10 protein-coding genes, 1 tRNA gene, 2 rRNA genes and 1 riboswitch are annotated in these 14,980 nt (G+C 39.8%); of the genes, 1 reads left to right on the top strand and 12 read right to left on the bottom strand.

Annotated features, from left to right (window positions below):
- The 4 genes from BLT48_RS10345 to BLT48_RS10330 form a co-directional block, all read right to left on the bottom strand.
- Positions 1 to 2,921 (bottom strand): 23S ribosomal RNA (locus BLT48_RS10345).
- Between the two features lie 162 nt (positions 2,922 to 3,083).
- A tRNA-Ala gene (locus BLT48_RS10340) sits at positions 3,084 to 3,156 on the bottom strand.
- Positions 3,157 to 3,259: 103 nt separating this feature from the next.
- A 16S ribosomal RNA gene (locus tag BLT48_RS10335) occupies positions 3,260 to 4,821 on the bottom strand.
- Together the 16S and 23S rRNA genes with 1 tRNA gene alongside form the textbook arrangement of a ribosomal RNA operon.
- 461 nt (positions 4,822 to 5,282) lie before the next feature.
- Positions 5,283 to 5,987 (bottom strand): O-methyltransferase, encoded by a 705-nt coding sequence (locus BLT48_RS10330; RefSeq protein ID WP_089977772.1) that lies wholly within the window; start codon positions 5,985 to 5,987, stop codon positions 5,283 to 5,285.
- Positions 5,988 to 6,218: 231 nt separating this feature from the next.
- Here BLT48_RS10330 and cbpA point away from each other — a divergent pair, with 231 nt between their 5' ends.
- Entirely contained in the window at positions 6,219 to 6,860 is a 642-nt protein-coding gene (gene cbpA, locus BLT48_RS10325) for a cyclic di-AMP binding protein CbpA (protein WP_089977769.1), read from the top strand.
- Between the two features lie 49 nt (positions 6,861 to 6,909).
- Here the strand turns inward: cbpA and BLT48_RS10320 are convergent, their stop codons facing one another.
- From BLT48_RS10320 to BLT48_RS10285, 8 genes are all read right to left on the bottom strand, one after another.
- Entirely contained in the window at positions 6,910 to 7,401 is a 492-nt protein-coding gene (locus BLT48_RS10320) for a QueT transporter family protein (RefSeq protein WP_089977766.1), read from the bottom strand.
- A gap of 9 nt (positions 7,402 to 7,410) precedes the next feature.
- Positions 7,411 to 7,456, bottom strand: a riboswitch (PreQ1 riboswitch).
- A 109-nt stretch (positions 7,457 to 7,565) separates the two neighbouring features.
- A complete protein-coding gene (locus BLT48_RS10315) occupies positions 7,566 to 7,916 on the bottom strand; it encodes a type II toxin-antitoxin system PemK/MazF family toxin (RefSeq protein ID WP_035021324.1) in 351 nt (116 codons plus the stop codon).
- A 27-nt stretch (positions 7,917 to 7,943) separates the two neighbouring features.
- Complete coding sequence (locus tag BLT48_RS10310) at positions 7,944 to 8,192, bottom strand: hypothetical protein (protein ID WP_035021322.1); 249 nt, start codon at positions 8,190 to 8,192, stop codon at positions 7,944 to 7,946.
- 283 nt (positions 8,193 to 8,475) lie between these two features.
- The gene (acpS, locus tag BLT48_RS10305; protein WP_035021320.1) at positions 8,476 to 8,826 is read right to left on the bottom strand and encodes a holo-ACP synthase; all 351 of its coding nucleotides are present in this window, start codon (positions 8,824 to 8,826) and stop codon (positions 8,476 to 8,478) included.
- A 236-nt stretch (positions 8,827 to 9,062) separates the two neighbouring features.
- Positions 9,063 to 10,643: a degradosome RNA helicase CshA gene (cshA, locus tag BLT48_RS10300; RefSeq protein WP_035021318.1), complete on the bottom strand. Its 1,581-nt coding sequence runs from the start codon at positions 10,641 to 10,643 to the stop codon at positions 9,063 to 9,065.
- Between the two features lie 844 nt (positions 10,644 to 11,487).
- Complete coding sequence (locus BLT48_RS10295) at positions 11,488 to 12,198, bottom strand: Bax inhibitor-1/YccA family protein (protein WP_035021315.1); 711 nt, start codon at positions 12,196 to 12,198, stop codon at positions 11,488 to 11,490.
- A gap of 86 nt (positions 12,199 to 12,284) precedes the next feature.
- Positions 12,285 to 13,673, bottom strand: a complete 1,389-nt coding sequence (locus tag BLT48_RS10290; protein WP_089977764.1) for a UDP-N-acetylmuramoyl-tripeptide--D-alanyl-D-alanine ligase — start codon at positions 13,671 to 13,673, stop codon at positions 12,285 to 12,287.
- A 106-nt stretch (positions 13,674 to 13,779) separates the two neighbouring features.
- Entirely contained in the window at positions 13,780 to 14,877 is a 1,098-nt protein-coding gene (locus BLT48_RS10285; protein WP_089977761.1) for a D-alanine--D-alanine ligase, read from the bottom strand.
- Positions 14,878 to 14,980: the final 103 nt, after the last annotated feature.

The following is a 14,980-nucleotide window of genomic DNA, read 5'->3' as shown; positions in this document are numbered from 1 at the left end:
TTGGTTAAGTCCTCGACCGATTAGTATTGGTCCGCTCCGTATATCGCTATACTTCCACTTCCAACCTATCTACCTGATCATCTCTCAGGGGTCTTACTCACTTACGTGATGGGAAATCTCATCTTGAGGGGGGCTTCACGCTTAGATGCTTTCAGCGTTTATCCCGTCCACACATAGCTACCCAGCAATGCCCTTGGCAGAACAACTGGTACACCAGAGGTGTGTCCATCCCGGTCCTCTCGTACTAAGGACAGCTCCTCTCAAATTTCCTACGCCCGCGACGGATAGGGACCGAACTGTCTCACGACGTTCTGAACCCAGCTCGCGTACCGCTTTAATGGGCGAACAGCCCAACCCTTGGGACCGACTACAGCCCCAGGATGCGATGAGCCGACATCGAGGTGCCAAACCTCCCCGTCGATGTGGACTCTTGGGGGAGATAAGCCTGTTATCCCCAGGGTAGCTTTTATCCGTTGAGCGATGGCCCTTCCATGCGGAACCACCGGATCACTAAGCCCGACTTTCGTCCCTGCTCGACTTGTAGGTCTCGCAGTCAAGCTCCCTTATGCCTTTACACTCTGCGAATGATTTCCAACCATTCTGAGGGAACCTTTGGGCGCCTCCGTTACACTTTAGGAGGCGACCGCCCCAGTCAAACTGCCCGTCAGACACTGTCTCCCAGCCCGATAAGGGCTGTGGGTTAGAGTGGTCATACAGCAAGGGTAGTATCCCACCAACGCCTCCACCAAGACTGGCGTCCTGGCTTCAATGGCTCCTACCTATCCTGTACAAGCTGTACAAACACTCAATATCAAACTGCAGTAAAGCTCCATGGGGTCTTTCCGTCCTGTCGCGGGTAACCTGCATCTTCACAGGTACTATAATTTCACCGAGTCTCTCGTTGAGACAGTGCCCAGATCGTTACGCCTTTCGTGCGGGTCGGAACTTACCCGACAAGGAATTTCGCTACCTTAGGACCGTTATAGTTACGGCCGCCGTTTACTGGGGCTTCAATTCTGAGCTTCGCCCGAGAGCTAACCCATCCTCTTAACCTTCCAGCACCGGGCAGGCGTCAGCCCCTATACGTCATCTTACGATTTTGCAGAGACCTGTGTTTTTGATAAACAGTCGCCTGGGCCTATTCACTGCGGCTGACCAATTGGTCAGCACCCCTTCTCCCGAAGTTACGGGGTCATTTTGCCGAGTTCCTTAACGAGAGTTCTCTCGCACACCTTAGGATTCTCTCCTCGACTACCTGTGTCGGTTTGCGGTACGGGCAGTTGGTTTCTAACTAGAAGCTTTTCTTGACAGTGTGACATCGGGAACTTCGGTACTTAATTTCCCTCCCCATCACAACTTGTTCTTATAGAAGCAAGCATTTGACTCACTTCAAAACTTGTTGCTTGGACGCGCATATCCAACAGCGCGTATTCCTTAGCCTACTGTGTCCCTCCATTGTTCAAACAAAACCAACTGGTACAGGAATCTCAACCTGTTGTCCATCGTCTACGCCATTCGGCCTCGACTTAGGTCCCGACTAACCCTGGGAGGACGAGCCTTCCCCAGGAAACCTTAGTCATTCGGTGGACGGGATTCTCACCCGTCTTTCGCTACTCATACCGGCATTCTCACTTCTAAGCGCTCCACTAGTCCTCACGATCTAGCTTCAACGCCCTTAGAACGCTCTCCTACCATAGAACCAATGGTTCTATCCACAGCTTCGGTGTTATGTTTAGCCCCGGTAAATTTTCGGCGCAGGGTCACTCGACTAGTGAGCTATTACGCACTCTTTAAATGATGGCTGCTTCTGAGCCAACATCCTAGTTGTCTAAGCAACTCCACATCCTTTTCCACTTAACATAAACTTTGGGACCTTAGCTGGTGGTCTGGGCTGTTTCCCTTTCGACTACGGATCTTATCACTCGCAGTCTGACTCCCGGATATAAATCAATGGCATTCGGAGTTTATCTGAATTCGGTAACCCGAGAAGGGCCCCTAGTCCAAACAGTTGCTCTACCTCCATGATTCTAATTCCGAGGCTAGCCCTAAAGCTATTTCGGAGAGAACCAGCTATCTCCAAGTTCGATTGGAATTTCTCCGCTACCCACACCTCATCCCCGCATTTTTCAACATACGTGGGTTCGGTCCTCCAGTGCGTATTACCGCACCTTCAACCTGGACATGGGTAGATCACTTGGTTTCGGGTCTACGACCACATACTCATTCGCCCTATTCAGACTCGCTTTCGCTGCGGCTCCGTCTCATCAACTTAACCTCGCATGGGATCGTAACTCGCCGGTTCATTCTACAAAAGGCACGCTATCACCCATTAACGGGCTTTAACTATTTGTAGGCACACGGTTTCAGGGGCTATTTCACTCCTCTTCCGAGGTTCTTTTCACCTTTCCCTCACGGTACTGGTTCACTATCGGTCACTAGGGAGTATTTAGCCTTGGGAGATGGTCCTCCCGGATTCCGACGGAATTTCTCGTGTTCCGCCGTACTCAGGATACTGATCAGAGTGAAATTGGTTTCGATTACAGGGCTTTTACCTTCTTCGGCAGACCTTTCCAGGTCGCTTCTTCTACCAATCTCATTTATGACTCTATGTGTTCAGTCCTACAACCCCAGAAAGCAAGCTTTCTGGTTTGGGCTATTCCCGTTTCGCTCGCCGCTACTCAGGGAATCGATTTTTCTTTCTCTTCCTGCAGGTACTTAGATGTTTCAGTTCTCTGCGTCTACCTCTACTGACCTATGTATTCAGTCAGCAGTAACATCCTATCAAAGATGCTGGGTTCCCCCATTCGGAAATCTTTGGATCAAAGCTCACTTACAGCTCCCCAAAGCATATCGGCGTTAGTCCCGTCCTTCATCGGCTCCTAGTGCCAAGGCATTCACCGTGCGCCCTTATTAACTTAACCTATGGTTAACAGTTAATTTTTAAACCTCATCTTTCGATGAGAACCTTAAAAAAACTCATTTTTAAAACTTTTCGGTGTGTTTCTGGTTTGTTACTTGAATTACACTTTTTAACTTTATCCAGTTTTCAAAGAACAACTTATTTTCGCAACAAAAAGTTGCAATGGAGCCTAGCGGGATCGAACCGCTGACCTCCTGCGTGCAAGGCAGGCGCTCTCCCAGCTGAGCTAAGGCCCCAAGAGCATTTCTATTTATATATTTGATTATTGAGAAAGTTTATTAACCTCTCAAAACTAAACAAAGTAAAGACGAATGTGTGGGTTTCCGTTAGTTTCCTTAGAAAGGAGGTGATCCAGCCGCACCTTCCGATACGGCTACCTTGTTACGACTTCACCCCAATTATCTGTCCCACCTTAGGCGGCTGGCTCCCAAAAGGGTTACCTCACCGACTTCGGGTGTTACAAACTCTCGTGGTGTGACGGGCGGTGTGTACAAGACCCGGGAACGTATTCACCGCGGCGTGCTGATCCGCGATTACTAGCGATTCCGGCTTCATGTAGGCGAGTTGCAGCCTACAATCCGAACTGAGAATGGCTTTAAGAGATTAGCTTGGCCTCGCGACCTTGCGACTCGTTGTACCATCCATTGTAGCACGTGTGTAGCCCAGGTCATAAGGGGCATGATGATTTGACGTCATCCCCACCTTCCTCCGGTTTATCACCGGCAGTCTCACTAGAGTGCCCAACTGAATGCTGGCAACTAATAATAGGGGTTGCGCTCGTTGCGGGACTTAACCCAACATCTCACGACACGAGCTGACGACAACCATGCACCACCTGTCACTTTGTCCCCGAAGGGAAAGCCCTATCTCTAGGGTGGTCAAAGGATGTCAAGACCTGGTAAGGTTCTTCGCGTTGCTTCGAATTAAACCACATGCTCCACCGCTTGTGCGGGTCCCCGTCAATTCCTTTGAGTTTCAACCTTGCGGTCGTACTCCCCAGGCGGAGTGCTTAATGCGTTAGCTGCAGCACTGAAGGGCGGAAACCCTCCAACACTTAGCACTCATCGTTTACGGCGTGGACTACCAGGGTATCTAATCCTGTTTGCTCCCCACGCTTTCGAGCCTCAGCGTCAGTTACAGACCAGAGAGTCGCCTTCGCCACTGGTGTTCCTCCACATATCTACGCATTTCACCGCTACACGTGGAATTCCACTCTCCTCTTCTGCACTCAAGTTCTCCAGTTTCCAATGACCCTCCCCGGTTGAGCCGGGGGCTTTCACATCAGACTTAAAGAACCGCCTGCGCTCGCTTTACGCCCAATAAATCCGGACAACGCTTGCCACCTACGTATTACCGCGGCTGCTGGCACGTAGTTAGCCGTGGCTTTCTGGTTAGATACCGTCAGGGGATGAGCAGTTACTCTCATCCTTGTTCTTCTCTAACAACAGAGTTTTACGATCCGAAAACCTTCTTCACTCACGCGGCATTGCTCCGTCAGACTTTCGTCCATTGCGGAAGATTCCCTACTGCTGCCTCCCGTAGGAGTCTGGGCCGTGTCTCAGTCCCAGTGTGGCCGATCACCCTCTCAGGTCGGCTACGTATCATCGCCTTGGTGAGCCATTACCTCACCAACTAGCTAATACGCCGCGGGTCCATCCATAAGCGGTAGCCGAAGCCACCTTTTTTCCATTCGCCAGGAGGCGATTAGAAGTATGCGGTATTAGCATCCGTTTCCGAATGTTATCCCCCTCTTATGGGCAGGTTACCCACGTGTTACTCACCCGTCCGCCACTCTTTGACTTCGGTGGGTGCAAGCACCCGGTGAAATCAAAGCGTTCGACTTGCATGTATTAGGCATGCCGCCAGCGTTCGTCCTGAGCCAGGATCAAACTCTCATATAAAATGATGCTTGAAGCTCATATTGATTGCTAGCGAATAATTATTCACTAATTTTGTTACTGTTGACTTAGCACTGCTAAGTCACCCTCACATTTGGTTCGTCTTACTTTGTTTAGTTTTCAAAGGTCAATCACTTCATCTGACAACTACTGAAGTATAACACCCTCTAAATAAGTTGTCAACGATTTTTAAATAATTATTTTTTATTCTGTATAATTATCCAAGTAACCGCTACATCGTAATTTCGATGACCACAATATAATACCACTTTAGCACTGTATTTGTCAAGAATTACTTTTTATTCTCTTTTCTTGCTATCGCTATCGCAACAACGTGTTCTACTATACCAAGATTTTTCTTTTTCGTCAATACTAAACACCTAATTCTTTTGTTAATTTTACAAACAATTCAGTAAAAAATATACATCGTGGTATTTTTACTGAATTGCGCTTTATATTTATACTTAAACCTTTTCTTCTATCATATAAGAAAAATCAGTGTCATCTTGTTTCACTACCATTAACAAACCATCGCCTAAGGGGACGATACTTGATTCTAATGACGGATGATGCATAACTACATCTAAAAATGCATTTAATTTGCGGTGTATCGTTCTTCTATTCTTAGGTATTTCCTCTTTGGGAGTAAGAATTGTTCCACCTTGTAAAACATCATCAACAATCAACATTCCACCTTTTTTCAACAAACGCATACAATCTGGAAAAAAATCATAATACTTGGATTTCGCACTATCCATAAAAATAAAATCATATGGTCCTTCTAACGTAGAAAGAATATCTGCTGCTTGCCCTTCTAAGAGAGTCACTTTATCTGTTAGTCCCAACACTTCATAATTTTTTCTTGCTTTTTTTATCATAACGTCAAAACGATCAATTGTTGTAACGTGCCCATCATCTCCAACATGTCGGGCCATCAAACTTGACGAGAAGCCGATAGCTGCTCCAATTTCTAAAATTTGTTTTGGCTTTATCTGCCCTAGCAGTAAGTTTAAAAATACCACTGTTTCATGCGGTATGATCGGCACACCATCTTCATTTGCTTGACGTTCAATCTCTCCTAGTCTTCCCTCAAGCGGCTTTTGTTCGTTTCGAAGAAACTCCACTACTTCTTTATCCACAACTGGTCTGTACATCATTTCATTTCTCACTGCATTTCCCTCGCATTTCTATTTTCTATCAGTCTTTTTTTAATTTTAATTTCCATTTGTTTTTTTATTATAGAATGCCAACTACTTTCAGACAAGTTAATGTTGTTAATGCTTAACTACTTTTTCATTAAATAAATTTTCATCCGTTTTCAAAAGCATTGGATACCTTAAGCGCTATATGTTATTATCAAATTAAATAAATCTATCTCGATCCTTAAAGGAGGATATGACATGCTTATAAAATCTCTTTGTATTCCTAAAAACAAACTTACTACTGTAAGCGAAACGGTTACCCTTCAAGAAGCAATTGATATTCTTGAAAAATCTGGCTTTCGCTGTATACCTATTCTAGATGAAACTGGAACAATATTCAGAGGAAATATTTACAAAATGCATATTTATCGTCATAAAGCTAATGGCGGAGATATGAACTTACCAGTAACCCATTTATTAAAAAATGCTACTAAGTTCATTTCTATTGACGCCTCTTTTTTCAAAGTATTTTTCTCGATCAAAGAATTGCCGTACATTTCTGTATTGGATGAAGATAATCGATTTTATGGTATTTTAACTCATAGTTCGTTGTTAAACATGTTACAACAATCTTGGAACGTGAACACAGGGAGTTACGTCTTAACAATTGCTTCCACTGGCCAAAAAGGTGATTTAGCAAACATGGCAAAAATCATTAGCCGCTTTTGTTCAATTTCAAGTTGTATTACATTAGATGTTGAGCAAGATGATTTAGTTCGTCGCACAATGATCACTTTAGAATCTGGCATGACAAAGGATACTCTGAAGGAATTAACTACCACTTTAAGCAAAAAGGGATTTCGCGTAGTTGAAATAGAAGATTTAAAAAATATCGGTTAATGTGTTACTATCTAAAAAAAGCTAAATGCTGATGCATTTAGCTTTTTTTCTATCCTTCTATCCGTTTACTAAAGTGAATTTTTTTATCGATACACATCATGATTGGCATACCAATTCCCATAACAACGAATTCACCAATCGCAACTGTTAAGTAACTAAACCAGAACGGTAATTGTAGCGCTAGATATAACTCCCATGCAATTAAGGCTGAACCAATAGTAAACACTATCGTATTGACACTCATTTTCACCCAATCATTTGTTATTTTCCTTGTTATCCCACTCATTATAAGTAACGACAACAATGAGTGTGCAACGCCAAATACTATGTCATAAACAACCATAGTTGAGAAAAGAAGGTTAGAAATAAACACTCCACCAACTATTCCTATAATATACTTTTTATTAAATACAGCTAAATGATTTAACATTTCGGCTACTCGAAACTGAATTGCTCCAAAAGACATAAAAGCAAATGCCGAAGTAATCGCCACATATAAAGCTGCGACTACAGCATTTATTACCAAGTTTCTTATTTTCATTTCTTCTACTTCCTCCTAGTTTTTTTTCGTGGGATGGTCAACGAACCACGTTTCACAACTTTTATAGCATACCATTTTACTTTAATTTATTCAATTTCGTTTAAATAAACACATGAAAAAGCATTCGCAAACGAACGAACGCTAGAAGCTAGGTACATTTTTTATTAGACTTGTCTTGATAATCCGATACTTATCTCAAGAGCTTCATCTATTTTTTTCATCATTTTAAAATCTAATTGAGTTACTTTTTCTCGTAAACGTTGTTTATCAATTGTTCTTATTTGTTCTAACAAAACAACAGAATTTTTTTCAAGATTATACTCTTCTGCTGATATTTCAACATGGGTAGGCATTTTAGCCTTTTGGATTTTCGCTGTTATCGCTGCAATAATAACGGTTGGACTATAGTGGTTGCCTACATTATTTTGAATAATCAAAACCGGCCGCATTCCACCTTGCTCCGAACCTATAACTGGCGATAAATCAGCATAATAAATCTCTCCCCGTCTTACCATAGGTATTTTCCTCCTTATAACACCTGGTTAGAATTGGGCACCGACCTCTTTTTCACAAACTTCAAATTCATCACAAATATCAAGATTGATACGAGACATCTCTGCATATCCTTTACGCATGGTATCATAGATTAATAAATTTTCATCTAAAAAATAATTCACTACCGAATTAACAAATTCATTTTCGTCAATATTTGCAATCATGCAATACTCTTTAACTTCTTTGTATATTCCCGGTGCTAAATTAACTTTCATTATGTTTTCATTCTCAACCATTACCCCATACCCCCTAAAAGATTACCTTTTCATACCCCATAAAAAGGATTCGCTTCAAGAACATGGTACCATGAATTGAAAAGCATTGAAACTGTAGATAAGATTTAAAAACAAGTTTCATTTTATCGACAAATTTGATCTTACATTTAAGTATTTTCAAGCATCAGCTAAGCTATTTTCTTATTTACTAATTGGAATGATTCCAATTAGTTTTTGCAACACAATTGTATGTATATTTAAGTTTCAATTATAGTTACTTTAATAGTCTCCTTTTCTATTGCTTCTATTGTTCTAAAATCACTTGCGCTGCTGCAATGGTGTCCGTGTGCGTAATAGACAAAAACACTTGTCCATTAAAAGGAGATTTTCCAACAATTGGTTTCCCGTAACGATCGGGCAAAATTTCAATATCTTGAAAACCTAATTTCCCGATTCCAGTACCCATCGCTTTTGAGAAAGCCTCTTTTGCAGCATATCTACCAGCTAAAAATTCAATTTTTCGAGAGCCTGTTAAACCAGAAAACATTTCCCATTCTACCGGAGTCAGCACTCGCTTGGAAAAAGTTTCCCTTTTTAAATAAGCTTCTTCTATACGTAAGATTTCTGTTATATCCAAACCGATTCCTATTATCACTTTACACCTCATTTACACTAGGCTATTTTTTTAGTCCTGTAAACTAAATTGTATAATATTATGCTAATTTTATCAAATAATCGTTCTTATGTCACTTCTAAAGAATAAGAAAAAAATTTTAACTTAGTTTTTTCTTTTTTGGCTTCCACACCATTTTGACGAAGAGCCTCTATTTAGTAACTATTCAACCACAAAAAAAGGCTGAGACAATGTCCCAACCTTTTCTACTTACACTTTTAGTCTTTATCGCGAATCGTAAATTTACGTTCTCCGCCAGCCTTACGACGGTTATCAGTAGATTTGCCACGGCTATCTTTACGACGGCTGTCACTTCCACCACGACTTGAATCTTTATTCCATTTTCCGCTTCCGCCAGTGCCACTTCCGCCACCACGACGTTCAGAAGGTTTGCCACTACGGCTGCTTCCACCACGGTATCCACCTTTACTTGCACTTCCACCACGGTTGCTTCCGCCACCATGACTTCCGCCTTTACGGCCAGGTAATGGACGTTCTGGAGTGATTTTAACTGGTACTTCGTCAGCGTCTTTTGTCACACTCTTAAGGAATGCAGCAGCAAGATCTTCAGCTGTATAAGTTTCCAATAATTGTGCAGCAGCTTTTTCATAACGGTCTAAACCATTAGCGTCAATAATAGAACCTACTTCTTCAATTGAAGCTTTGATTTGTCCTTCAAAAGCCTCTGCATTTGTTGGTGGACGTAATGGTGTCATAGCTTTTTTAGTCAAATTTTCAATAACACGTAAATATCCCATTTCATTAGGTGTAATGAATGTTACAGAAACACCCTCTTTTCCAGCACGACCAGTACGTCCAATACGGTGAACATAGCTCTCTGGATCTTGAGGAATATCATAGTTGTATACGTGTGTCACTCCGGAAATATCTAATCCACGAGCAGCTACGTCAGTTGCTACTAAAACGTCTAACTTACCAGTTTTAAATGATTTCAAAACACTCATACGTTTTTGTTGAGAAAGGTCACCATGGATTCCTTCTGCACGGTATCCGCGAGCTTCTAATCCACGAGCTAATTCGTCTACGCGACGTTTTGTACGACCAAAAATGATCGTTAATTCTGGTGTTTGAACATCAAATAAACGAGTCATAATATCAAATTTTTCGAAGTCTTTACAACGTACGAAGAATTGTTCAATCAAACTATCAGACATTGTTGTTGCTTTGATTTGTACATGTTCAGGGTCTTTCATAAAGCGTACACCAATGCGTTTGATAGCAGGTGGCATTGTAGCAGAGAATAATAATGTTTGACGTTCAGCTGGAACTTCGTGAATGATTGTTTCAATGTCATCAATGAATCCCATGTTCAACATTTCATCCGCTTCGTCCAATACTAACGTTTCAACATGTCCTAATTTCAATGTTTTACGTTTGATATGATCTAATAAACGACCCGGTGTACCTACCACAATGTGTGGTGCGTCTTTTAAAGCACGAATTTGGCGACTGATGTCAGCTCCACCATAAACAACTTGAACACGAATTTTTTTATCGCGACTCAAACGGAATAATTCTTCTTGTGTTTGGATAGCTAACTCACGAGTAGGTGCAATAACTAATCCTTGTACATTACGGTTATTTACATCAATTTTTTGTAACATTGGTAAACCAAATGCAGCTGTTTTACCAGTTCCTGTTTGTGCTTGCCCAATAACGTCTTTTCCTTCAAGTGCCAATGGAATCGTTTGTGATTGGATTGGTGTTGCTTCCTCAAATCCTAAACGTTCTACTGATTTTAATAACTCAGGTGCTAAACCTAATTCTGTAAATTTCAATATATTTCCTCCCAATTTTAAAACCTTTAAAGAGAGATTTTTGCGAAATACAGGCACCTTCATTAGTTTAATCAATGCACCTGTTGCTGTAACTCCATATAAAAACTCGATGTTCGTTCAGTTGAATGTACACCAAGTTTCTCATTTCATATAAAAAACTTGAATTTTTTTCAAGTTTATCTGCTTATCTAGTTTCACAAAACCCTCGATGGTTTCATTTTTTTATTAAAGATTATTCTTCAATCCAGTTCATTCTATCATGTATATTTTAGTTTATCAATTGATTTGACCTTTTGTTTCAATGAACACGTTTCCTTTTTCAATTTTCTTTTCAATCTGTGAATTTACCTATTTTAGGTTGCGTTTTCAACTTTCTTTGCTCATCTAACTGACATAATTTTTCCAAAAAAAAAACTAAAAGCTGTGTTTGCACACGATGCTTTTAGTTTTGACTCTTCGTCAATGGTGTTGATAGAAGAAAATAAAATTTCTTCTGGAATAGACGGGTTTGCTTGTGGAGAGCCGTGGAATCGCCTGAAGCTGCTCTATTCTAGAACGTGTTTCAAAAAGCAGACCTGACGTCCACTTCACGAATAATGCTCGATGGTCGGTGACCATACTGCGCTTATTCGCTCCAGTGATTCAGGTCTAAACGCTTTTAGTCACACTCCCACTGAAGCGCCAACGCTTTGTCATTCGCATTGAATTCAATGCATGGCTACAAGCAAACCCTATTCCTCCAGAATTTTTGTGCCCTTTATTTAACTAAGCTATCAACACTAAAAAGTATAGAGCCTTAGTTTTATGGGGATATTCATTTTTTATTTTGGTCGTTAAAAATGGATTAATCTCTTCCGCCACCAAAGATACGCAACAAGCCAAGAAAAATATTAATAAAATCTAGGTATAAACTTAATGCTCCACTGATAGCTAGCGCGCCTAAATTTTGTTCTCCTGAATAGTGAACATAAAGTTCTTTTAATTTTTGAGTATCATAAGCTGTAAAACCAATGAAAATCACAACTGTGATAAAAGATAGCACCATATCGGCTGGTCCACTTTGGAGGAAGAAGCCATTTACTAACATAGCGATGATTAAACCAATCAAAGCCCCTCTTAATTGTCCTCCTAAAGATGTCAAATCTTTTTTAGTTGTAAAACCTACTATGCTCATACCTGCAAATGATGCTGCTGTAGAGATGAATGCTGCACCAATACTGCCTAAATCATACATCAGAAAAATAGAAGAAAGTGTGATTCCATTAATAAGCGCAAATGCAATAAACCCGACAATAGATGCGCCTGCTGATTTTAATTTAGCTCCATTTGCAGATAATTTCATTACCAATGCAATTTCAGCAATTAAAAAAACTAAAAATCCGAAACGCGTTCCAAAAACTAAATTTAAAATAAACGGGCTTTGAGACGCATAAAAAGCTGTTATTCCTGTAATAGTCAATCCCACTGCCATATAACTATAGATCGACGCAAAAAACTTAGATAAGCCAGCAGTATTAATCGTTTGATTGGACACTTCTTTTCTTGTTGTGTTCATATTATCCATCCCCTTAACTTATTCTTATAGTAACAGTATAACAAATTTTCTGAATTAATCACTCAGTCTTTAGACATATTTTCAGCTTACACTTGAAGTGATCTTACAACTGAAAGCAAATCCGTTCCTAAACTTGATTTTATAAGAATATAATCTCCAGGATTAATTTGTTTTTCCACAAATTTAATCAGTGGTTCTTTAGCTCCAATAAAATGAAAAAGGCTTTCTTCATCGAATGTTCCTTTTAAAGCTTCATATAATACAGTCATTTGTTCACCATAAAGAATGACTTTTTCAATTCGAGCTGGATCAAGCGAATCTTTAACCCTTAGATGCAGTTCTGATGACTGATCTCCTAACTCTAACATGTCTCCTAAAACAACTATTTTTTTTCCTGTATTTGTAAATGTACTAAAATTATCCAAAACAGCTCTCATAGCTGTAGGGTTCGCATTATAAGCATCGTTTAAAATACTGCTTTCATTTATCCCTTTTAGCCATTCTGTTCTGTTTTTAGTTAATTGAAATTGGGCTAGTTTTGGCGCAGATTTCTCAATTGGAATCCCTAAAGTCATTCCTGCCATTAACGCAGCTAACGCATTGTTCACATTATATGTTCCTAAAACAGGTAAATTTACCACTAAATCCGGTCTTTCATTGGTTATAAAACTTGTTCGATTCATTTGAGCATCTATTTCTAGTGGATACAAATCATTTTCAGGAGATGTTCCAAAGGTCTTTAATTGTGATTCTTTTAAAACCGTTACTTTTTCTTGTAGTAATGGTTCTTCCCCAGGATATATCAGCACACCATTTTCTTTTAAACCTGAGCAAATTTCCATTTTTGCGTCCGCAATTCCAGCTCTTGAACCAAAAAACTCAATATGGGACTCCCCAATCATAGTTATAATAGCGACATCTGGCTTAGCTAAATCTGATAACACTTTGATTTCACCAGCACGACTCATACCCATTTCTAAAATAACAACTTCAGTCTCAATCGGCATTTCAAGAATCGTTATCGGAAGTCCAATATGATTGTTAAAATTCCCTTGTGTTTTATGCACACGGTATTGACTAGATAAAACAGCATCCGTCATATCTTTCGTAGTTGTCTTCCCATTACTCCCAGTGATACCAACAACTTTTGGAGCAACTTTAGTTAAATAAAATGCAGCTAGATCCTGCAATGCTTTCAATGTATCATTTACTTGAATGACAGGAAACTCCTGTTCCAACTCAAGCGGTAAGTCATTTAAAGATTTGCTCCACAAAGAAACGGCTGCTCCATTTTCAACAGCTTTTAAAATAAAATGATGTCCATCATTCGTTCCTAATAATGGTACAAACAATGAGCCTTTAACTAATTTTCGAGTATCAAAATTAACGGATGTTATTTCTCGGTCAGACCATTGATTCGTATCATTTATTGCTCCAACTGCTATTGCAATTTCTTTCACGGTTAAAGAAATCATCATTATCCTCCTTCAAGTTCAACAAAAAAAGCCTATCATCCATACTTCCTGAAAGAAACAGAGACTAGGCACATAGCCCAACCTCTGTTCTTAATAGCTCATTTTATTATTTATCGTTTTCATTCTGAAAAGACATACGTTCTTGATGTCTTCTTAATGCTAGCTGAATCAACTCTTCAACTAAATCACCGTAATTCAATCCAGTATTTTTCCATAAAGTAGGATACATACTGAACTGTGTAAAACCAGGCATTGTATTAACTTCATTAATAAACAATTCATCGTTGCTTGTTAAAAAGAAATCACATCGACTTAACCCGCTGCCATCAAGTGCTTGAAAAGCACGAACAGCATAATCTCTCAAACGTAAGTTAACATCCTCTGGAACTAAAGCAGGAATTTGCAATACAACTTCATTATTAAGGTATTTTGATTCATAGTCATAAAAATCAACGTTTTTTACTAATTCTCCTGGAACTGAGATATGAATATCATCATTTCCTAAAATAGCCACTTCAATTTCTCTAGCTTCAATGCCTTGCTCAACAACGACTCTTCGATCATAACGCAAAGCTAATTCAATTGCTTCAAGTAATTCATCTCTATTTTCAGCTTTGCTGATTCCAACACTAGATCCGAGATTTGCTGGCTTTACATACATAGGGTAAAATAACGTACCTTCACAATGTTTGAAAACAGTCTCTTTATCGTTTAACCATTCAGCTTTCCTTACAGGTACATAAGGAACTTGTGGCAACCCAGCTTGTTGAAAAAGCTGCTTACTAATAATTTTATCCATTCCACATGCACTAGCTAGAACACCCGCCCCAACATAAGGCATTCCAATAACTTCAAACAGCCCTTGAACGGTTCCGTCTTCTCCATTAGGTCCATGTAAAACTGGGAAAATCACAGCATTTTCTTCTTTTAAATCAGATGGTTGAATAAGAGTACCTTCTGATTCTTGATTTTCATTAGTTGCAAATTTGGCGCTATTGGAAATGCTTAATTTTAACGCATCTGAATCTTTAACTTCGTTGGCATGTTTAACAAGTGTACCTTTTACCCATTGACCACTTTTGGTGATATAGATAGGTTCTACTTCATAATAATCATAATATACTTCTTTTATAATAGAAAAGGCAGTCAAAATTGAAATATCGTGCTCTGCACTTTTTCCACCATATACTAGAAAGATTTTCATTTAGTTATCCTCCGAATTTACTTAGGTCTCTTTATCTTAGTCTTATAATTCAAAAATTATTGTACCATATTTTTTTATAGAAAAATAGCACACCTCTTTAGAA

It is taken from the genome of Carnobacterium viridans (assembly GCF_900102725.1).
In the GTDB taxonomy this organism is placed as follows: Bacteria; Bacillota; Bacilli; order Lactobacillales; family Carnobacteriaceae; genus Carnobacterium_B; species Carnobacterium_B viridans.
This window is presented reverse-complemented; position numbering and strand designations above follow the sequence as displayed.

Excerpts from the sequence above, each read along its gene's own strand:
- BLT48_RS10290 (WP_089977764.1), bottom strand. The coding sequence starts at position 13,673 with ATGATTTCTTTAACCGTGAAAGAAATTGCAATAGCAGTTGGAGCAATA.
- BLT48_RS10285 (WP_089977761.1), bottom strand. The coding sequence starts at position 14,877 with ATGAAAATCTTTCTAGTATATGGTGGAAAAAGTGCAGAGCACGATATT.
- BLT48_RS10295 (WP_035021315.1), bottom strand. The coding sequence starts at position 12,198 with ATGAACACAACAAGAAAAGAAGTGTCCAATCAAACGATTAATACTGCT.
- BLT48_RS10310 (WP_035021322.1), bottom strand. The coding sequence starts at position 8,192 with ATGGTTGAGAATGAAAACATAATGAAAGTTAATTTAGCACCGGGAATA.
- BLT48_RS10315 (WP_035021324.1), bottom strand. The coding sequence starts at position 7,916 with ATGGTAAGACGGGGAGAGATTTATTATGCTGATTTATCGCCAGTTATA.
- BLT48_RS10320 (WP_089977766.1), bottom strand. The coding sequence starts at position 7,401 with ATGAAAATAAGAAACTTGGTAATAAATGCTGTAGTCGCAGCTTTATAT.
- cbpA (WP_089977769.1), top strand. The coding sequence starts at position 6,219 with ATGCTTATAAAATCTCTTTGTATTCCTAAAAACAAACTTACTACTGTA.